Origin of the sequence: Tellurirhabdus rosea (genome assembly GCF_026278345.1) — a bacterium.
Lineage (GTDB): Bacteria > Bacteroidota > Bacteroidia > Cytophagales > Spirosomataceae > Tellurirhabdus > Tellurirhabdus rosea.
The window spans coordinates 626,203-645,885 of sequence record NZ_CP111085.1; the positions used below are offsets into that span (position 1 = coordinate 626,203).

Consider the following 19,683-nt stretch of genomic DNA (forward strand, 5'->3'; position numbering starts at 1 on the left):
GGAAATATCAGGCACAAACCGCGGAGCTTTTGAGCAAACGGATAAGGGTTTTTCTGAACGGTCAGCGCCGGACAAAGTCCTACTTTTCATACCGACTTAAAATAATATAACCATGCCCGGGCGGTGTGGCATGGTTTTTTCTGGACAATGGGTCAATTAGTAGTGCCAGTGAATGGCTCACTATTATATGGGTTAGGGTTGTAAATGCTTCTCCGATTTTCGGGAAGCATTTATTGTTTACTGGAGTTTCTTGTCGGCCACCTGCGGATTTTTGTCACCTTCCAGATTGTACAGGGACACGTTCATTTCGAACCCCATAATCAGCAGCAGGGCGACCAGATTGACCCAGACCATCAGCACGATCAGCGTCCCGATGGACCCGTAGAGTTTGTTGTAGGAACCAAAATTGGACACGTAGTACGAAAAGCCCAAGGTCGTTATCACGATCACCACAGACGCAAACAGCGACCCCGGCGTGATAAACTTCCATTTCATGTCCACATCCGGCCCGAAGCGGTAGATAATGGCCACCGCCAGCATAAACACCACCAGCACCAGCAGGTAACGGCCGATGTCGATCAGGGTGTAGAAAACGGGATTATCAAAAATCTGAAAGTGCCGCAGATAATCAGAAACGACGCCCCCGACCACCAGAACGGCAATCGCCAGAAACAGGGAAAAGGTCAGCGTCAGCGTCAGGCCCACCGCGATGAGGCGGGTTTTGAGAAAACTGCGTCCCTCCCCGGTCTGGTGGGACGAGTTGAAGGCGTTCATCAGCGACACCACCCCGCTCGTGGCGGCGTACCCAGCCAGCAGAAAACCCACCGACAGCACTCCGCCCCGCGGACGGCTGATGATGTCGAGAATCGTGCTTTTGACAGAATCGAACGTGGTGGCGGGCAGGGCACGGCCCATAAAGTCCATCACCTGCTGTTCCAGGTTGGGGACCGGAATGTAGGGCACCAGCGTAAACAGAAAGATGATAAACGGAAAAACGGCCAGAATGAGGCTGTACGCCACCGAGGTAGACCGCTCGTTGGTATCATTGTCCATGAACTTGTTGACAAACTTGTTCAGGAAATCGTACCAGTTCATTTTTGAGTCAAAGGCACGGCGATTCTGTAAAAACAGGCGGGCCCGTTGCATGAAACTCAAACTCATCAATTGCTCAAACATCGTCTTCTCAGGCAGCTTGTTCGGTTGGTTAAACCGCGGCTGAGAAAAAAGGTTTGAGTTTATCCATAAGCTCAGTCGGCGCCTTGCAGAGCTTTCCTGTGGCCCTATTCTGAAAAACGAGCGTCGTTTCACCGGTATTCAGATGTTCTTCTTCCTGATTAAAAATGTCGTACTGAAACACAACCCGCACGGTAGGCAGGTCCGGAATCCGCACCCGGATGGTCAGCAGGTCGTCGTACCGCGCGGGCTTCAGGTACCGCGAACGGTTTTCGTAAACGGGCATCATCACGCCTGAATCCTCCATTTCCTTATAGTGAAAACCCAGACTCCGCAGCGCCTCCACCCGGCCAATTTCGTAAAACCGGGCATAATTTCCGTAATAAACATACCCCATCTGGTCGGTATCGGCATACCGGACACGAATGGGAGGAACGTCGAATGTGAACATAAACAGTTAAGAATTAAAAATTAAAAGTTAAGAGTTAAAAGAAGGCTCCGCCAATGGCTATAATCTGGCAAAGCGGAGCCTTACTTTTAACTCTTAACTTTTAATTTTTCATTGCATAATCCCCCGCTGCGTCAGCGCCTGCTGGTAGATGCGGGCGTTGGCGAGGTGTTCGGCGTAGGTTTTGGCGAAGGTGTGGTAGCCGGAGAAATCGGCCCGGGCCACAAAGTACAGGTATTCGTGGGTTTCGTGGTTCAGCACGGCGTCGATGGAGCTGAGCGTGGGCAGGTTGATCGGTCCGGGCGGCAACCCTTTGAAACGGTAGGTGTTGTACGGGGAGTCGATCTGCTTGTGGCGGTTCAGCACCCGGCGAATCGAGAAATCCCGGTGGGCAAACACCAGCGTCGGGTCGGCTTCCAGCAGCATTCCTTTCTGCAGACGGTTGTAGTACACGCCCGCTACCCGCGGTTTTTCGTCGTTTTTCTTCGTTTCGGCTTCCACGATCGAGGCCAGCACCTGCACCTGCGTCTGGCTGAGGTTCATGGCTTTGGCCCTGGCTTTGCGCTCGTCGGTCCAGAATTTCTTGTACTCCCGGCCCATGCGGTCCAGGAACGCTTCGGGCGTGATGGTCCAGAAAAACTCGTAGGTGTTCGGCAGAAACATGCACATCACCGTCGTGGTATCGAAGCCATATTTTTCCGTAACGGAAGGGTCATTGAGCAGACGGCCCAGCGGCCCGGGACCGAACGCAAACTTACTGCCGAGGCGGGTCACCAGATCGTCCTTCAGCCGGATGTTGTTAAACGTCACTTTGACCGGGTCCTGCGCGCCCGCCCGCAGTTTGCGGATGGCCTCGTAGTTGGTCATTTCCGGGGTAATGACGTACCGGCCGTATTTCACCAGTTCGGGGTATTTCATCATTTTCGCCACAAACCGGAACGACATCTGGTCGTTGATCACTTCGTGTTTTTTGAGCGAATCCAGCACGGTTTCGTAGGTGGCTCCGCGCGGAATCAGGAGGGCAAACTCCCCGTCGTTCTCGCCGACCTGCAGGTTGGGAGTCCGGAAAATTTGCCAGAAATAAAACGAGAACGTAGTCAGGAGGACGGCAAAAATAATCAGCAGCGCACTTTTCAGCTTCGTAGACATACAGGCAGGCTATTGGAAGAACAAAGATACGCTTTTCCCTTTTTCCAATAAAAAACCCGAAAGGAAACAATATTCCACCCGTTGCCGGGTTAGTACGTTTGAACAATAACCATTCTATTCTGCACGATGAAAAAAGTACGCTTCTTTTCGTTTCTTTCCCTATTAACGGCCTTCAGTCTTAGGGCATTTGCCCAGTTGCCCGAGCCCGGCAGCATTCTGGTCGGGGCATCTATCGGGACGATTAATTTTTCGGCCGACAAAAACAGCAACGTCCGGACGGTCACGATTTCGGGAACGCCGCAGGTTGGTTTTCTGCTGACGCGCGGGCTGCTGATCGGTCTGGGGGTGCCGGTGTTCCATACCGAGGCCAATACCAAAGGCTTCACCGCCGTCACGGCGGAATTCCGGACGACGCAGATCGGCATTGCCCCGTTTGCGCGCTACTACGTGACACCGACCCGGCTGCGGCCTTACCTGACGGCCTCAGCGGGCCAGAACTGGTTCCGGTACAAATCCACCGGGACGCTGCCCGGCCTGAACGAGGAACTAAACTCTGATTATTTCGCCTACAATGCCGGCGTTGGTCTGGCCTATTTCTTCAACCGCAACGTCAGCTTTGACGTCACGGGCGTGTACAACGGAGGCGACAACCCCACGTTCGCCGTTCCCGGCGCCACCCTCGGCAGCTTCACCACACCCGAAGCGAAGACCATCTCGGTGCAGTTCGGACTTCAAATCTTTTTGTAATGACTGAATGATTGAATGACTGAATGACTGATTAGGCTCTGCAAGGCAAAATTGACGAAGCCTATCAGTCATTCAGTCATTCAGTCATTACCATATATTCTCCAAATCCTTAGCCGAATACTGGTGGTTGCGTTCGATGTAGATGCTTTTGGCGGTTTTGCCGCTGCGAAACCAGAGGCCGGTTTTGTTGAAGAGGCGGAAAAGCAGCGCAAAGGGCAGCAGCATGACGAAGAACACGGCCGACAGGATGATGCGGGAGTTCACCCAGCCCAGCCCTTCCGCCAGCTTGAACCAGCCGAAGGCAACCCAGCGGCTCACGACCGGCAGCAGCAGCGCAAACGCCCCGACGGCCACCGACACGTACAGCAGCCAGTTGTGTCGCTGGCCCGTAAAGAGATAAATAGCCAGAAACCCGGTCGCGATGGCCAGATTCGCCTTCAGCACGTCCGTTTCTTTCAAATGCTTCATACGCTCAGAAAAGGGTATAAATGAACGGAGCAATCGCCGAGCCGCCGCCGATCACCAGGATGATTCCCAGCAGCAGCAGAATCAGAATCATCGGGGCCAGCCACCATTTTTTGCGTTCCTTCAGAAACTTGAACAGATCAGTTACGAAATCCATACTTGTTAAAAGGTTTAAGGTTAATGGTTTAGAGTTTATGGTTTAAAGTTGTGGCAAACGGAACTAACTCTAAACCGTAAACTTTTTCAGTCCAGCACAAACTCTTCCTTCCAGTTGTCTTTCTCCTGCCAGGCGGGTTGTTCCTGCTTGGCAAAGAGGTAGTTGCCGACGACCAGGTAATCCATTTCTGTCCGCATGAAACAGCGGAAGGCGTCTTCCGGCGTACAGACGATGGGTTCGCCCCGCACGTTGAAGCTGGTGTTGACAATCACCCCGTAGCCCGTCAGCTGCTTGAAGGCGCTGATGAGCTGGTGGTAACGCGGGTTTGTTTCCCGGTGAACGGTCTGGATACGCGCCGAAAAATCGATATGCGTAATGGAAGGCAGGTCCGACCGCAGGAAGTAGAGCTTGTCCCGCAGGTTCAGTCGGTGGTAGTCGGCCGGCAGCGGTTTGCGGCGCGTTTCGGCCACCGGATGCACCAGCAGCATGTAGGGCGAAATGCCTTTGTAGTCAAAATAAGTGCAGCAGTCCTCCGCCAGCACGGAGGGCGCAAACGGGCGGAACGATTCGCGGTATTTGATTTTCAGGTTCAGCTTTTTCTGCATTTCCGCGTTGCGCGGGTCGCCGAGGATGCTCCGGCCGCCCAGGGCCCGCGGACCGAATTCCATCCGGCCCTGCACCCAGCCCACCACGTTGCCCTCCGCCAGAATCCGGGCCGTTTCGGCCGCAAGCTGGCGGAAGTCGTCGAACCGGGTGTACACGCCGCCATACTTCCGGGCCATCAGTTCGACCTCCAGATCGCTGAAGGTGGGCCCCAGGTACGAGCCGTCCATGCTGTCGAGGGTTTGGGCGGGCGTCCGGCTTTTTTCGTAGAAAATGTGGTAGGCCGCCAGCGCCGCACCGAGCGCACCGCCCGCATCACCCGCGGCCGGCTGGATAAAAATATCCCGAAAAATGCCCGCCGCCTGTAATTTTCCGTTGGCTACGCAGTTGAGCGCCACCCCACCCGCCATGCAGAGGTACTCGGCTCCGGTCAGCCGGCGGGCCTCCTCGGCCATCCGGATGACTACCTCCTCGGTGATTTGCTGGATCGCCAGACCGAGGTTACAGTGGTGTTCCAGCAGTTCATCGTCCGGATTCCGGCGGCGGAACCCAAACAGGGCTTCCCATTTGTGCTCGTTCACCATCCGCAGGCCCGTGGCGTAATCAAAATAATCCTGGTTCAGCCAGACGGAGCCGTCCTCCTTGATGGAAACGATATGCTGTTTGATGATATCGATGTAGCGGGCCACGTCCGGCGAGGCCGGGTTGCCATAGGGGGCCAGCCCCATCAGCTTGTATTCGCCGGAATTGACCCTGAAACCCAGAAAATACGTGAAAGCCGAGTACAGCAGCCCGAGCGAGTGCGGGAAGCGCAGTTCTTTCAGAATGCTGATGTCCTTGCCCTCGCCCAGGCAGATCGACGCCGTGGCCCACTCGCCTACCCCATCGACCGTCAGAATGGCCGCCCGTTCGTAGGGCGAGGGATAAAACGCACTTGCCGCGTGCGAGAGGTGATGCTCCGGAAACAGCAGCTTCACGTTCTTCGCCTCGTCGCCGCAGGCCCGCGTCAGTTCTTCGCGGATGAGCCTTTTTAGAAACATCTTCTCCTTGATCCAGACGGGGATCGCGGTGATGAACGAGCGAACGCCTTTGGGCGCGAAGTGATAGTAGGTTTCCAGCAACCGCTCAAACTTGAGCAGCGGCTTGTCATAGAACACAACGGCATCAACATCCTTCAGGGCCACACCCCCGTAATGAAGGCAGAATTTCAGGGCATTCACCGGAAAGCCAGGGTCGTGCTTCCGGCGGGTAAAGCGCTCTTCCTGAGCCGCCGCCGCGATTTTTCCGTCAATAATAAGGGCAGCTGCTGAGTCGTGATAAAAAGCGGATATTCCGACAATCTTCATACGATCTGTTTGAAACAATAGATTACGTGTGGGAACAGGTCGCTGAAAGGTAACTTTTTTTTGCTTTAGCCCTTACAATTGCATTATGTTTTTGCTAAATAGAATGATTCAATGGTTATACGTTACCCCAAAACGGGCACCCAGTTCCTGAAGGCTTTGAACCACAGGCGGAATCAGCGGAATACCCTCTGAGCGCCGAACCGCCTCCATCTCCCGCTCGGGATCGCCCGGAATCAGCACTTTTTTGCCTTCCACCGCCCGGGCATTCCGGAACGCGCCGATCCACTGGTCCATGTGCTGTTTGAAGTCGTCGGCCGGACGAAACGCATCGACCCGCATGGCTCCGAAGAAGTGCCCCGTTCCTTCGCCGACTCCGGCCTGGGCGCTCATGAACCCGGCCGTCGCGAACGGAGGCACCCAGGGACCGTAGTTGGCTCCCGACAGCACGCCCGTAAAAATATCAACGATCGCTCCGAGCGCGTAGCCCTTATGACTGCCGTGCTCCCGGTCGGAACCCAGCGGCAGCAGCCCGCCGCCGTTCTTGACGGCATGGGCATCGGTGGTCGGCTGGCCGTCCGCATCCTGCGCCCAGCCCGTCGGAACGGGCTGATTTTTCCGCTGGGCGATCTCCAGTTTTCCGTACGCCACGGCCGTCGTTGCGAAGTCGGCCACAAACGGCGGCTCGTTCCGGGCGGGAACGGCCACGGCGATGGGGTTTGTGCCCAGCAGTTTATCGAGCGAAAACGTAGGGGCTACCAGCGGCGCGGCGTTGGTCATGGCGATGCCGATCATGTCGTGCTCCAGGGCGAGCATGGCGTGGTGCCCCGCAATGCCGAAATGGTTCGAGTTCCGGACGGCCACCCAGCCCGTACCGGCCACGCGGGCTTTCTCGATGGCGACCTGCATGGCCTGCGGACCCACCACCAGCCCCACGCCCCGGTCGCCGTCCAGCACGGCCGTGGAAGGGGTTTCGTGGACAATCCGCACGGCGGGCGTCGGGTTCAGCCGGCCGTGGTCGTACAGGCGCACGTACCCCGGCAGACGGGCAACGCCGTGGGAATCAACGCCCCGGAGGTCCGCATTGACGAGGATGGTGGCGGCCAGTTCGGCATCGGATTCCGGAAAACCAATGCTTAAAAAGATGGATTTGGTGAATTGAGTGAGGGTATTGACGTTAACCATGATGGGCAGATTCCGTAAAATGAAACGGCCAAATTAACGGAAATTATAAACGGGAGACGCAATTGATTCGTTACTTGCAAAACGAAACCGGCCCCGTCGCGGATGGTTGGCCGGTTTTCCTGTTGTGTGCCCTATCCTGATTTTGTATGCGATTACTTTCTTTGCTGATCGGCTTTCTCTGCTTTTCGCTGGCGGCTTCCGCCCAAACGACCGACTCCTCCGCCGTGGACTCGCTGCCGCGCCAGCGCGATCCCGAACTGGCCGCCCTCTCCCGACGCGGGAGCCGGTACCTGGCCCTCGACCGGAACAGCGTCGGCGGTTTTCAGCGGTTCCGTTTTTACACGGGCCAGACCATTTCGTTCCGGTACAGCGACGGCCGCCGCTACAAGGACCGCATCCACGCCATTACCGACACGTCCTTTGCGCTCATTGTGGAAAACCGGAATAATTTTCTCGACGAAATCCGGCACTTCCGCCTCGACCGGGTCGAACGGATTTACACGCCCCGCCCGATTCCGTTTGTCTCGCAGGGCACGTATCTACTGCCGCTGGCCGGCGGTGTTTTTCTGCTGGCCGACGTCGTCAATTCGGGGTTTGTCAACGACGGAGCCCTGATTACCGCCGGGACGCTGGCCGTTCTGGGCGGCATCTGCTACCGGTTGACCAACCTCCGGATTCCGGTCAACAAAAACAACCGGCTGCGGGCGTTTGTCGTTTACTGACCTCAGCGCAGGCGGGAGGCCACTTCCCGGATTTTGGTTTGCAGTGAGTCTTTCAGACTGGGATCATTTCCCGATACATCAACGGCGGCCCTGTAGTACTGATTTGCCATTCGGTATTCGCCCAAACCGTGGAAATTATCCCCGCGCAGCATGAGTGAGCGGGCTTCACGGCGGTTGGCCAGCAACAGCGTGCTATCGGCTTTGAGTTTCTGATCGTTAAGCCGGAGCAGGGTTTCCCGGATAACCTCCTGTCCTTTGAGGGCCGCTTCTTCATTTTTTTTCGCATCCAGAAAAAATACTAGGGATGTCGCCAGTAAAACCAGCGCCAGCACAGCCAATCCAAAAGCAAACCGGCTCCGGCGTCTGGCAATCCGGGCGTTTACTTCCGCCTTTTCCTTCAGTTGTCTGTATTCTTCGGCCTCCCGGTTAGCTTTTAGTTTTTCTTCGCGCTCCTGTTCCAGTTTCCGCTGATTTTCTTCGGCCTCTTCGCGGCGGCGGCGTTCAACGGCGATGCGCTCGATGGGGGCAATGAGCGTATCGTGCCCGACCTCGTACAGCATCCGCTGCTGGGAATCGAGTTCCTTGCGCATCAGGGCCGTGCCCGTCAGGTTGTCCAGCAGGTCTTTGGAAATGCCGTGGGTGTTGACGAGGTACATTTCCTCGAACGGAATCCGCCGCCCGTTCTGAATCAGCAACTTTTCGATCAGGCGCTGGGCCTGGGCTTTTTCTGTTTCCGGCAGAGCGCCGATGATGCTTTCGTAATACGTCTGAAAAATCGACGAGATATTGCCCAGCTCCCGTTTTTCGATCAGGTCGTCATGCCCCTCCCCGACCAGGTTATCGTCCACGTACCGGCACACGATCTGGAGCGTGGTCGTCTCGATTTTGCCGTCCTGCTTGTTCCGGATTTCCGACAGGATGCAGTCGATGGCTTCCGGCTCGTACCGGTACGGTTCGGAGCGAAACGGGCCGGACAGACGGGCGGGTTCGATAATGGCCTGCCGGGCCGCGGCCTCGTCGAGGGCGTCGAGTTCGTAGCAGTGCCGCAGAATGGTCGGGTGCTTGTCTTTCAGCCCGTTGAGCAGCGCCAGCCGGTCGGACCGGACCGAAAAAACCACCTTTACGTCCGGGCGTTCGTAAAACGTGTTGACGATGGCCTCCCGGTCGGGGTGGTCCACGTTGATGATCTGTTCTTCCCGCTGCCGGAACGCCAGCGGAATGGGCGTGTACAGCAGCTCGGCCAGTTGCTCCTTAAACTGCTGGATCTGTTCGGCCGGGTAGGTAAACAGCTCCTCAAACTGGTCGAAGATCAGGATGAACAACGGGTTGCGGCTCACAAACTGGCGGCTCTTGACGTAATACCAGAGCGATCTTTCGTCCGGAATGAGGGCGTCCAGCACGTCCGTCGGCACCGGATGGCGGTCGGATTCGCCGCTCAGGATGCGTTTGAGGCTGTCGATGGGCGGACTGGCCTGTTCGGCATTGCTGTAGTTGCCAAACCGCACCGTGAAGTAGCTGACGTTCTGCTGTTTCAGCAGCGGAATGACGCCCGCGTTCAGCATCGAACTTTTGCCGAAGCCGCTTTTGCTGTAGAGCACCGTCAGCTGCTGCACCAGCATCAGGCGGTAAAACTCGGCAATGTCGCGGTCCCGGCCAAAGAAAAGGTCCCGTTCTTCCGTGCTGAAGGGTTTAATACCCGGATACCGGTTCTTTTGGGGTTGCTCCTGCTTGTTCATGAGTTCGGCGGCTGGCGAAGGTTTTGATATCGTTGACGAGCTTCTGGACTCCGGCGTCGAACTTGCCTGTCGTCAGGTCCACGCAGGCCGAGTTGCGCAGCATCGTGATATAATCCACGATTTCCTGCTGGTGGTCGTAGTACAGATTGTACAGGCTCAGCAGGTCGTTGATGGGCCGGCGCAGCATCGTCCGTTCCTGAATCCGGTTCCCGATGTCCCTGATCTCCTCTTCAATTTTTTTGAGCACCCGGTCGGTGGCGTCCCGCTCCAGAAAACTGCTTTCGAGGTAACACGGGATAAACAGGCGGCCGCCCTCTGCTTCCTGCAAACTGGCGGCCGACTCGCGGGCCACCCAGGCCGACAGCAGGCTGTTTTCGGAAACGATGGAAAGGGTGCAATCGCTGTTACGGACGCTCTGCCGGATGAAGTCGTTGATGTCCTGCCCCGAACTGATGGCTTCCTGACCGATAATCACTTCCATCCCGGCCTTTTGCAGGGCGTCCCGAAGCAGCAGCACCTGGGCGTCGTCCCGGTAGCTGTACGAAATGAACACCCGGACAGGCGGCTCCTCCGCGACGGTCTGCGGGCTTTTCCGGAGCAGGTTGCGGGCGGCGCACTGGTTGTAGAGTTCATCCAGAAAGCTGGTGGGCTCTTCGTCGACAAACACCAGATCGAGGCGGCTGCTGACAAACGTCCGGATTTCCTCGCGCTGGTCTTCACGGAGGACTTTGCTGGAAGCGTACCGCAGACTGTACCGGTTGTTCATCAGCAGTTTCAGCAGAATCTGCATGTACCATTTCTCGAACCGCACGCCAAGGAACACAAAGCAGCTCACGTCGCGCAGAAAAACCTGCAGGTTGATGGGCAGTTCCCGCGCTCCCAGAATGCCTTTGAGGTATTCAAACAGGTCGTCGAAGGTCAGCACCGTGTTGCAGCCTCTCAGCGTCCCGAGCAGGTGATACACCAGCGGGCACTGGCGCGTGGGCAGTTCCACCGGTTCGGGGTTCTGGTCGCGGGGGTAGCGGGCCGACTGGTGGTCGATGTCGGCCTTTTCAAAGGCGTCGGTCAGGCGGGAGTCGGGCAGCAGCGAAATAAAGGCCGGAAACGGCAGCGCCACGACCTTCTCCATCACGGCGTCGAATTCGGTGCGTTTGCGGTAGAAGCGGTCCAGAAACTGGTACATCCGCATTTCGTAGCCGACTACGTTGCGGTCGAACTGCACCAGTTCGTCGTTCGTAAAAAAATGCCGGACCAGCGGCACCGGCTCTTTCTTCAACTCGTCGCACAGCAGGTCGAAGAAGGTTTTATCCCCGTAATTAATCAGTTCCGGCCCCAGAATCAGCGCGCATTTCTGCTGCTGCAGATTATCCACCAGGGTTTCCCATTCGAAAGAAGTCAGCATATGGACGTGGGTTAAAAGTCAGTTGGAGGCCAGCGGCGGGCGGACGGGCGATTTCAGCAGCTGCTCGATCTGCCGGAATTCCGGGTGGTCTTTTTCCCGCCTCCTGAAATCGTTGAAGTCGTCCAGAAAAGCCTCCCGGTAGGTTGCGTACCGCCGGTCGGCGGTCCACCTTTCATCCGCAAAGCGGCGGTAATACGGTTCGGCGCGGGCGTACTGGTTATTGAGCAGAAGCGCCAGCGGGAGATTGGTACGCACAAAATTTTCTTTCGGATTACAGCGGTAGGCCAGTTCGGCGGTCGCCAGGCCCTCGGCGTATTTTCCGCCCACCAGAAACTGGTACGAGAACCGGCCGCAGACTTCGGCGATGCTTTCCCGAATGTCATTCGCACCCGGCGTTTTCCGGCCCGCTACTTTGTCGGCGATCCGTTCGAACAGGCGTAGTGCTTCGGTGGCAAAAAAGTAATCATCCTCAATAAATCGTCCGTCACTCCTTCTGGGTGCCTTTTTCCGGAGTGCCGAAGCCGTCAGGACAAGGTCTTCCAACTGTTCGGCCTGAAAAAGATTCGTCACAATCCGGTTCCAGGCCGCCTTCTTGGCCTCAAACTCGGCCTGGGTCTTCGACTCGTAGAGGTGCAGGTCGAGCCAGAGCTTCTGCCGGGAGGGGTCGCTGGCGTTCACCAGATCCTTATCGGTCAGGATGTCGTAATGACGCAGGGTCAGGTCCTCGATGCCCATCGTCGTGACGGTTGCGGTAAAGAGCTTTTCCTGCGGCATTGACACTTCTTTTTTCTTAAAATTGGCGTATACATACAGCATCAGTTCGCCGAATGTCGTGTATTCTTCCGGGGCATAATCCGGCAGGTCTTCCCGCTTTTTCACCAGGTCGGCATCCGGCTGGAACCGGATTACGGTCGGCAGGTCGACTATTTTCCGGATTTCGGTCTCGGCGGCGGGCCAGTTGCCCAGGTACGCTCCGGCAAGGGCGTGCAGAAAAAGGTGCTCCTTCCGGTCGTCGTCGGGAATTTTTTTGCCCGCTTCCCGGGCCAGCCGCTGGGCTTCTGCAAAGTCCTGTCTGAGCAGCGCCTTGTAGGCCATCTCCACCCGGTCCTGGTACCGCTCCCGATCTCCACCCTCCGGAACGAGGCGGCTGTGGAGCGTTCTGACTTCCTCCAGCCGGCTGACATCCCGGCTGTCGGTCGTTTCATTCAGCGAATAAAAACGGTTGCGCACCAGAGTCAGCAGCTCGGTCAGAATCCGGGGATTCCGGGTGTGTTTGACCAGTCCGTACAACTGTTCCGCGCGGAGGGTGTCCCCGACGCCCAGCGCCTTCCGGTCCTGCATGTCCAGCAACAGGGCCAGTTCATTCATCAACAGGGACGTATCTTTCGGGTAACGCACCTGTAGTTCCCGGTAAAGCTCCAGGCCATGCTGGTCATCATCCCCGGTTCTGCGGGCCTGGTAATACCGGGCGGCGTGTTTCACGATGGCCGAATCGGGCTCCTGCAGCAGTTCGCTAATCAGGGTATCGCCCCGCCGGATGCGCTGGAAGACCGAACTTTTCATTTCCTTAAAAATCTGGTCCCGGAGCAAGGTGTCCACGTATCGTATCCGTTTGCCTTCTTCCGCCAGCCTGCGCAGTTCGTCCTGGAACAGGTCCTCGTACCAGCCTGTCCCGCGCTTCACCTTGCGGTACCGGGCATAATGCGCCCGCAGCGAGTCGCCCTGCCCGGCAAGCAGGTAGCTTTTGGCCAGTTCGGAGATGACCTTTTCGCTGGCGGGGTCTACAGCCAGTGCCGCCCGGAAATTTTGCAGGGCTTTTTCAAAATCCGGATTCTGCCCCTCCTGCCGGGCCTTTCCGGCGCTCAGGTACGTTTCGACCGCCCGGCGTTTGAAAGCGTCTCTCATCACCACGGCCTGTCCGTAAGAATCACTCTTTGGATAAGGATCCTCCCGGCAGTGATCGTCGTACAGGCGGTACATTTTCTGGTAGTAATCCGCGTTCGCCTCCCGCTTTTCGTCGGCCGACAAAGAGCCCCTGAATCTGGCCGACAGCTCTTGGCTCAGGGCCAGCCGCTGCGTTTCCAGTTTCTGCTTTCGTTTCGCCTGTTCGTTGATGAGCCGGGCATCTTCCGCAAACGTCCGCGCCCCGGCATTGTACTCGAAGCGGTTGTCGCGGTAGATACTGACAAAATTGCGTTCCAAATCATCCGGAATCCGGGCTTCGTCCTCTTCCAGCAGCAGCCGCGCCTTTTCCGGCTCCAGCGGTTTCATGCCTGCCGGATACCGGTGGAAGATGTACACACTCACGGGCCGGGTGCCCAGCCGGGTGTAGGCCGGTACCGTCATGGTCTGCATTTCGCGGGTCAGGTTGGTTTTCCAGATGCGGTAATCGCTGGAGTCCATCCGGATGCGCTGCTCGTCGTACAGGCGGAGCAGACCGCGCTGGGCCAGGCTGTGGAAAGGGACCGAGAAGGCGGCTTTCCGGTACCAGTACTGCGCCGTTTCGTAATCCCGGCTCTGCTCGGCCCGCAGGGCGTAGGCCAGTTCGGCGGCCTGCCGGTGGCCCATTTGCCCCAGTTCGCCCAGCGCCCGAACGGCCGCGGCGGTCTTTCCCTGGCTGATGTATTCCCCGGCGAGATGCGCCACCGGGTAGCCTGCGCCGTGAATGTAGCGGCGGTCGGTCGGGGCCTGTTTCAGCAGCCGCTTCCAGTAGGCGGCGGCTTCGGTGTGGAGGTTGCTTCGGGTGTAGCAGCGGGCCAGCCAGTACAGGGCGTCCAGTTGGCTAGGGTCGCGGTGGTACACCTGCCAGAAGAGCGGGAAAGCGTCGCAGACCTGATTGCTGTACCACTCGATCATGCCCAGCCGCAGGAGGGCCCGCAGGTCGTCCGGGTCTTTTTCCAGCGCTTTGCGGTACCATTTTCTCGCCTCCCGATACCCTTCGGCTGAGTGTTCTTCAAAATAATAGCTGGCTAATTCGGCTACATTCGACGAATCCGCCCGAACGCAGGCCTGAACGTATTCTTTCTCTTTCCCGCGATTCCGCCGAGCCCGCCAGAGGGCCGCCAGCGCCCGGTAGGCTTCGCTGTCCTCTTTGTTTTGCCGGACTCTTTCCTGAAGCAGCGAGTCGGCGCTGCCGTATTTTTTCTGCCGGATATAAAACCAGGCCAGGCCGTGCAGGGCAGCAGCCGAGGCCGGGCGGGCGGCCAGCACCATTTTGTAGACCCCGGCGGCGGAGTCGGCTTCCCCGTACGCTTCCAGAATCTCAGCCAGCAGCCCGGCTCCTTCCACAGAGTCGGGATTCCGGGCCAGCATCCACCGGGCTTCCTGCTCGGCCTCATTGAGCCGGTTGGTCCGGCTGTAGAGCCGCCCGAGCTGGTAGCGCACCGCAACCGACGTGGAATCCTTTTGCAGCTGTTCTCCGAGCTGTTTTTCGGCGTTTGCGTAGCTGCTCCGGGCCAGCAACCGGCTCAGCGGTCCGGGGTCGGTCTGGGCATACAGGGCGGCCTTTGGCCCCATCAGCAGCCCGACCAGACCCAGTCCTATGATTTTTGCGAGGTACAACGGCTTCATGTTGCGGCTGTGGTTAAGGACTTAGTTCGGCCGGGGGTTGACCCGACCTACCATGACCGGCTTTGCCGGGTGCTGCAGAATGGCGTCCGGCAGCCAGTACACCAGAAGGCGGGCGGCGTTCTGGTAGCGCCCCCCGCTTTGCTCATCCGGTTCGGCCCTGACCATCAGATACGTTCCTTCGGTCGAGAAAAGGATTCCGGTTGCCCCGGCGATGCCTGTCTCCATCGTGTTCACCACGTCCCCGTTCCGGTCCCACAGGATCAGCGTTCCGTCGGGCCTCATGGTGGCTCTCATCCCGTTGAACTCACAGGTGGCCGTCAGGAGCCTGCCGTCCTGCATGGTCTGGTTCAGGTTCCGGAAGTCTTCCTTCACAAAATCGGCGGACTGGAATCCCTCCCCGGTCTGAATCGTCAGTTTTACCATCCGCTGGTACTTTCTGCTGCGTAGTTCAATCCTGCTGTCGTTGTCGATGACCCCGCTTTCGTGCAGGTGAACAACCTCTTCGGAAGCGCCCTGGCTGACGTAAAAAACGTAAGGCGTACGCTTGAACCGAAAGTCCCACTGCTTCCAGGTACTGTCGGCGCCGTATGTAAAGATGTGATTCTGATGATGGTGGAGCACGTTTATGTCCGCCTTGTGACCCACCAGGGCCAACGGGCGACTGGTGGGCAGATTCAGCAGCAGCGCCTGTCCGTTGCGGCCCGCCAGAATGAGGTTGTCCACGTCCAGAAAGTGGAGCACCGGATAGGGTCTTCGCAGAGCCAGGGTGTTCTGCACCGTTCCACTGCTGTCGACGAGATACAGTCGTTCGCGCGAGTCGGTGACGGCCAGCTGATTGCCGTCCGGCGAAAACTTTATGGCCAGAATATCGGCCTCCCGCACCAGTTGCTGCACCAGGGGACGGCCGTTTTCGCCAAAAATAAACAGCTTTCCGTCGGTTCCGGCCGCCACTACCTGATCCGTGGAGGTCGGCGAAGCGGCAAAGGCGGCAATGCCTAGCAACAGCGTGTCGCTTTTCGTCCGCAGCCAGGTTCCGTCGAGGGCATAATACTCGATCTGGCCGTTGTCGGAAGCCACAATGATTTCTTTCTTTGACGAGAAAGCCAGCCCCCGGACTTCCGCCCCGGCCTGCCCGATGGTCCGGATAAAACGGCCGGCGGCGGTCCAGAGCTTGATGCTGAGATCGCGTCCGGCACTCAGCAGGTAACTGCCGTCAGGCGAAAAGGCAAGGTGGGACACTTCGTCGCGGTGGCCGCGCAGCTGCCGTTCGGGGCCGTACAGGGAATCATACAGCGAAATGTACCGTTTGCCCGCCCAGGCGATGGCCAGCCGGTTGCGGTCGGGCGAAGCCGCCAGCACCTTAACGACCCGTCCGAGGTTGGTATCGGCATCGTAATGCAGCAGGCCGAAAGCCTCCATCAGGACGTTCATGTTGAGGGAAGTCGTATCGTATTTGATGGACTCCACGGCCCGGGTCAGCGCCCGCGTCGGGTCGTACCTGAGCGAATCGCGGGCGCGCAGCGCGAGGCTGACGCTTTCGGAACTGGTCAGCAGCGCATCGGTTTCCGCCTTCGCCCGCTTCAGGTTGTCGGCCAGCAACTCGGCCTTCACCCGGGCCTCCACGGCTTCCCGGCGGCTTTTTTCCATGCGTTCAAACACCCGGTCCAGCCACTTGTCTACCTCCCGGAACCGCGACGGCTGGCACTCCCGGGCGGCCCGAAACGCCTGAATGGCGTCCTTGAGGTGACTGTCATCGGGATTGTTCAGGGCTTGTCTCCCCTTCCGGATGTACTCATCGTAGGACCCGCAATCTTCCAGCAGCGATTTGGGCGGCGTTTTCTTCTGTCCAAAAGCGGGTACATGGAAGCACAATCCGTTCACGCAGAGCAGAAGCCAGAAAGCGTATGCAGGAATCCGGTACATGGTCTTCCAGTTAGTGAAATTAAGTCTATTAAAGGTGTGGCTTTTATTTGATACCCCGTTAACCGATTGATAAAAAGGGCTTTACAGACGATTCACCAACTTATCATCCGGCTAATGGGATATTTTTGTTTTTTTTGCAGAAAATTGATTCCATTGGACGCCGTACACCTTTTTCCTCCGACCGGCCCTGTTCGGGCAACCATCCAGCTGACCTCCTCCAAAAGTGAAAGCAATCGGGCGTTGATCATCAACGCGCTCACGGGCTTTCGGGGAACCCTGCATAACGTTTCTGCGGCCCGCGATACGCAGACCATGATCCGGCTGCTGCAATCCGAAGACCCCGTGGCCGACGTGCTCGACGCGGGCACGACCATGCGTTTTCTGACCGCTTACTTTGCCGTGACGGGCCAGCACAAGACCCTGACCGGGACGCCCCGCATGTGCGAACGCCCCATCGGAATTCTGGTGGACGCCCTCCGGGTGCTCGGGGCCGACATTGCGTATCTGAAAAACGAAGGTTATCCGCCGCTGGTCACCCGGGGATTTGCCCAGACGGAAACGAACCGCGTGGCCGTACGGGGCGACGTGAGCAGCCAGTACATCTCGGCGCTGCTGATGGTGGGCCCGCTGCTGCCCAATGGCCTCGAACTGGAACTGACCGGCGAGGTCGGCTCCCGGCCCTACATTGAAATGACGCTGAAACAGATGGAAGCGTTCGGTGTCAAAGCGTCCGCCGACTGGACGAGCAACACCATCTCCGTCCCGGCAGCGGCGTACACGCCGACCGAGTATGCCGTCGAATCCGACTGGTCGGGGGCGAGCTACTGGTACAGCATCGCGGCGCTGGCTCAGGAAGGCTCGGAACTCGAACTGCTGGGGCTGAAAGAGCTGTCGCTGCAGGGCGACAGCGCCATTGCCGACATCATGCGCCCGCTGGGTGTGGAGAGCACGTTCTTTCCCGGCGGCGTGCGCCTGACCAAAATCCCGGCGCAGACGTCGCTGGCGTGGGACTTCACCCACTGCCCGGACCTGGCCCAGACCGTGGCCGTCTGCGCCGCCATGAAGCAGATTCCGCTCACGCTGACGGGCATCGAAAGCCTCAAAATCAAGGAAACCGACCGCGTTGCCGCTTTGCAGAACGAACTGAAGAAGATCGGCGCCGAACTGGCCGAGGTGAAGCCGGACGAAGAGTATGTCGTCAGGACTGACGAATCCCAGAGCACGGCCGACGAGTCGGTGCCCCGCATCGCCACCTACGACGATCACCGGATGGCGATGGCCTTTGCGCCCGTCTCCCTCCGCCACGAAATCATCATCGAAGAACCCGGCGTCGTTGCCAAATCCTACCCAAAATTCTGGGAAGACCTTTCTTTGATTAAGAGTTAAAAATTAAAAGTTAAGAGTTAAAAGTAGGCTTCGCCTGATCAAAATACTTGATTAAGCGGAGCCTTACTTTTAACTCTTAACTTTTAACTACTAACTCACTTACCGGTCCCAGAAGACCCGGTCGGTGATGGTGGCGGGACCCTGGGCCTCTACGTTGGCGCGGTTGAGCTGCACTTCGGAGAGCGGGTACGGCCAGCGGCGCGGGAAGCGACCGGCAGTAAACTGCTGGGATGAAGCGGCCAGCGACAGGGCCGGAACGCCGTTGGGTGTCGCCGGGGTGATGCTCCGCCGCCAGTCGTTCCAGGTTTCCGGTTCGAGAGCCAGCGCGATGTATTTTTCCGTAAAAATCTTGTCGAGCGAAATTGTTTCCTGCGTTTCGCTGCCGAAGCGCCGGATGTAATCCTGGTTGGCCGTGGCGTTGGTCGTCAGGTTGAAGGAGGCAATCGGGGCGGTCACTTTGGTCAGCGAAGCGGCCACGGCGGCGTTGAAGGCGGTGGCCGCTTCGGCCCGGCGGTTCAGCCGCAGCAGCGCCTCAGCTTCGATAAATTTCTGCTCGACAAACGAGATGAAATTTACCGGCGATTCCGGCCGGTTGAAGTAGCCGCCCACCTGCGAGGCCGTCGGACGGGAAACGCCCGCCGGGGAGCCTACAAACGGCGTGGCTCCGGTATTGGCCCGGACGTAGAACGGCAGACGCGGGTCGTTCCGCTGGATCAGGAGGTTGACAAACGACTCGCCCATCCGCACGCCATTGCCGAAACTGCCCACCAGAAAGCGGAACCACGGCCCCGCCGCATCCTGCGAATTTCCAAACACAATCCGGGCATCCTCGGCGTTCGACGTCAAACCGCCGCCCTGCAGGGCCGCCAGCGCGTTCTGCGCCGACTGCTCCGGCGCGACCTTGCTCAGGTGGTTGAAATACCGCGCTTTGAGTGCCCGGGCGGCCTGCTGCCAGCGGGTCCGGTTGCCGCCGTAGACGAGGTCGTCGCGGCTGGGCGAAAACGTGCTGGTCGTTGCCTGCAGGTCCACAATCGCCTGCGAAAGCATGTTCTGGATGGTATCGTACAGGACCTCGCCCCGGTCGTACCGCGGCTGGGTCACCGCCGTGCCGTCCGCTCCCCGGAACGCCTCGCTGTAGGGCACGTTGTTCCAGAGGTCTACGGCCTGTCCCAGCGCCGCGGCCATCAGAATGCGGGCCACCCCTCGGTAGTGCGGCGAACGGGTTTCGTTCGCTTTCCGGATGACCACATCCAGGTCCTTCATGGCGCCGGGATACAGGTTGCCGTCCCAGACCCGGGCGGCGAGGTTGCCGTTCAGGTCGTACTGACCCACCGACAGATAGATGTTTTCCACGCCGCCGAGCTGCTGGGTAAAGATGCTCGTAAACTGGGCGATATCCCCGTGAATGCCGTACGCCAGGTTTGCCTGGGCGGCAGGCAGCAGCACGTTCATCGGCGCGTCCGTCGGGGAGTTGGGGTTGACGTTGATGTCCTTGAAATCGCAGCTATTCAGCCCGACAGCCGTCAGGACCAGCGCGATAAAGGGTTTGATGTATTTTTTCATGAGTGTAAGTATCGTTTAACGTTTACGTTTAACGTTGAAGTTTATCGTTGAAGGCGATTACCGTTCTGGCTAACCCGTTTTGCCTTCAACCTTAAACGTTCAACTTTCAAC

The 19,683-nt window shown here is 58.2% G+C and carries 15 protein-coding genes; 3 read left to right on the forward strand and 12 right to left on the reverse strand.

Translation table 11 applies throughout. The features are described 5' to 3' along the window. Positions 1-237: 237 nt before the first annotated feature. The 3 genes from ORG26_RS02550 to mltG form a co-directional block, all read right to left on the reverse strand. Complete coding sequence (locus ORG26_RS02550) at positions 238-1,095, reverse strand: YihY/virulence factor BrkB family protein (protein ID WP_323134343.1); 858 nt, start codon at positions 1,093-1,095, stop codon at positions 238-240. A 109-nt stretch (positions 1,096-1,204) separates the two neighbouring features. Then, positions 1,205-1,624, reverse strand: coding sequence for an acyl-CoA thioesterase (locus tag ORG26_RS02555; protein WP_266366953.1), 420 nt, complete (start codon positions 1,622-1,624; stop codon positions 1,205-1,207). A 108-nt stretch (positions 1,625-1,732) separates the two neighbouring features. Further along, a complete protein-coding gene (gene mltG, locus ORG26_RS02560) occupies positions 1,733-2,770 on the reverse strand; it encodes an endolytic transglycosylase MltG (protein ID WP_266366954.1) in 1,038 nt (345 codons plus the stop codon). Positions 2,771-2,896: 126 nt separating this feature from the next. On the opposite strand from mltG, the gene ORG26_RS02565 reads away from it, so the two are divergent. Beyond that, positions 2,897-3,517, forward strand: coding sequence for an outer membrane beta-barrel protein (locus ORG26_RS02565; protein ID WP_266366955.1), 621 nt, complete (start codon positions 2,897-2,899; stop codon positions 3,515-3,517). 87 nt (positions 3,518-3,604) lie between these two features. Here ORG26_RS02565 and ORG26_RS02570 read toward each other — a convergent pair whose 3' ends face one another. The 4 genes from ORG26_RS02570 to ORG26_RS02585 all read right to left on the reverse strand — a co-directional run bounded on the left by ORG26_RS02570 (position 3,605) and on the right by ORG26_RS02585 (position 7,270). After that, complete coding sequence (locus tag ORG26_RS02570) at positions 3,605-3,985, reverse strand: SxtJ family membrane protein (protein WP_266366956.1); 381 nt, start codon at positions 3,983-3,985, stop codon at positions 3,605-3,607. A 4-nt stretch (positions 3,986-3,989) separates the two neighbouring features. Then, positions 3,990-4,139 (reverse strand): DUF5989 family protein, encoded by a 150-nt coding sequence (locus tag ORG26_RS02575; RefSeq protein WP_266366957.1) that lies wholly within the window; start codon positions 4,137-4,139, stop codon positions 3,990-3,992. Between the two features lie 86 nt (positions 4,140-4,225). Next, a complete protein-coding gene (locus tag ORG26_RS02580) occupies positions 4,226-6,088 on the reverse strand; it encodes a carbamoyltransferase family protein (protein WP_266366958.1) in 1,863 nt (620 codons plus the stop codon). A 108-nt stretch (positions 6,089-6,196) separates the two neighbouring features. Continuing rightward, positions 6,197-7,270, reverse strand: a complete 1,074-nt coding sequence (locus ORG26_RS02585; RefSeq protein ID WP_266366959.1) for an Ldh family oxidoreductase — start codon at positions 7,268-7,270, stop codon at positions 6,197-6,199. A 146-nt stretch (positions 7,271-7,416) separates the two neighbouring features. Here ORG26_RS02585 and ORG26_RS02590 point away from each other — a divergent pair, with 146 nt between their 5' ends. Next, entirely contained in the window at positions 7,417-7,992 is a 576-nt protein-coding gene (locus ORG26_RS02590) for a hypothetical protein (protein WP_266366960.1), read from the forward strand. A 2-nt stretch (positions 7,993-7,994) separates the two neighbouring features. On the opposite strand, the gene ORG26_RS02595 is transcribed toward ORG26_RS02590, so the two are convergent. From ORG26_RS02595 to ORG26_RS02610, 4 genes are read right to left on the reverse strand one after another with little or no spacing between them, the layout of a single operon-like run. Continuing rightward, the gene (locus ORG26_RS02595) at positions 7,995-9,728 is read right to left on the reverse strand and encodes an nSTAND1 domain-containing NTPase (RefSeq protein ID WP_266366961.1); all 1,734 of its coding nucleotides are present in this window, start codon (positions 9,726-9,728) and stop codon (positions 7,995-7,997) included. Continuing rightward, positions 9,682-11,130 carry a toll/interleukin-1 receptor domain-containing protein gene (locus ORG26_RS02600; protein ID WP_266366962.1) on the reverse strand — a complete coding sequence of 483 codons (1,449 nt, stop codon included), beginning with the start codon at positions 11,128-11,130 and terminating at the stop codon, positions 9,682-9,684. The genes ORG26_RS02595 and ORG26_RS02600 overlap by 47 nt, the downstream gene beginning before the upstream one ends. Positions 11,131-11,148: 18 nt before the next feature. Then, positions 11,149-14,700, reverse strand: coding sequence for a tetratricopeptide repeat protein (locus tag ORG26_RS02605; RefSeq protein ID WP_266366963.1), 3,552 nt, complete (start codon positions 14,698-14,700; stop codon positions 11,149-11,151). 21 nt (positions 14,701-14,721) lie between these two features. Continuing rightward, on the reverse strand, positions 14,722-16,623 hold the full coding sequence (locus ORG26_RS02610) for a WD40 repeat domain-containing protein (protein ID WP_266366964.1): 1,902 nt from the start codon (positions 16,621-16,623) through the stop codon (positions 14,722-14,724). A 153-nt stretch (positions 16,624-16,776) separates the two neighbouring features. On the opposite strand from ORG26_RS02610, the gene ORG26_RS02615 reads away from it, so the two are divergent. Further along, positions 16,777-18,009, forward strand: coding sequence for a 3-phosphoshikimate 1-carboxyvinyltransferase (locus tag ORG26_RS02615; protein ID WP_266369305.1), 1,233 nt, complete (start codon positions 16,777-16,779; stop codon positions 18,007-18,009). Between the two features lie 99 nt (positions 18,010-18,108). Here ORG26_RS02615 and ORG26_RS02620 read toward each other — a convergent pair whose 3' ends face one another. Further along, a complete protein-coding gene (locus ORG26_RS02620; protein WP_266366965.1) occupies positions 18,109-19,572 on the reverse strand; it encodes a SusD/RagB family nutrient-binding outer membrane lipoprotein in 1,464 nt (487 codons plus the stop codon). Positions 19,573-19,683 lie beyond the last annotated feature (111 nt).

Coding starts and splice junctions, on each gene's coding strand:
- mltG (WP_266366954.1), bottom strand. CDS start 2,770: ATGTCTACGAAGCTGAAAAGTGCGCTGCTGATTATTTTTGCCGTCCTC.
- ORG26_RS02600 (WP_266366962.1), bottom strand. CDS start 11,130: ATGCTGACTTCTTTCGAATGGGAAACCCTGGTGGATAATCTGCAGCAG.
- ORG26_RS02550 (WP_323134343.1), bottom strand. CDS start 1,095: ATGAACTGGTACGATTTCCTGAACAAGTTTGTCAACAAGTTCATGGAC.
- ORG26_RS02610 (WP_266366964.1), bottom strand. CDS start 16,623: ATGTACCGGATTCCTGCATACGCTTTCTGGCTTCTGCTCTGCGTGAAC.
- ORG26_RS02580 (WP_266366958.1), bottom strand. CDS start 6,088: ATGAAGATTGTCGGAATATCCGCTTTTTATCACGACTCAGCAGCTGCC.
- ORG26_RS02565 (WP_266366955.1), top strand. CDS start 2,897: ATGAAAAAAGTACGCTTCTTTTCGTTTCTTTCCCTATTAACGGCCTTC.
- ORG26_RS02620 (WP_266366965.1), bottom strand. CDS start 19,572: ATGAAAAAATACATCAAACCCTTTATCGCGCTGGTCCTGACGGCTGTC.
- ORG26_RS02570 (WP_266366956.1), bottom strand. CDS start 3,985: ATGAAGCATTTGAAAGAAACGGACGTGCTGAAGGCGAATCTGGCCATC.
- ORG26_RS02585 (WP_266366959.1), bottom strand. CDS start 7,270: ATGGTTAACGTCAATACCCTCACTCAATTCACCAAATCCATCTTTTTA.
- ORG26_RS02555 (WP_266366953.1), bottom strand. CDS start 1,624: ATGTTCACATTCGACGTTCCTCCCATTCGTGTCCGGTATGCCGATACC.
- ORG26_RS02605 (WP_266366963.1), bottom strand. CDS start 14,700: ATGAAGCCGTTGTACCTCGCAAAAATCATAGGACTGGGTCTGGTCGGG.
- ORG26_RS02590 (WP_266366960.1), top strand. CDS start 7,417: ATGCGATTACTTTCTTTGCTGATCGGCTTTCTCTGCTTTTCGCTGGCG.
- ORG26_RS02595 (WP_266366961.1), bottom strand. CDS start 9,728: ATGAACAAGCAGGAGCAACCCCAAAAGAACCGGTATCCGGGTATTAAA.
- ORG26_RS02575 (WP_266366957.1), bottom strand. CDS start 4,139: ATGGATTTCGTAACTGATCTGTTCAAGTTTCTGAAGGAACGCAAAAAA.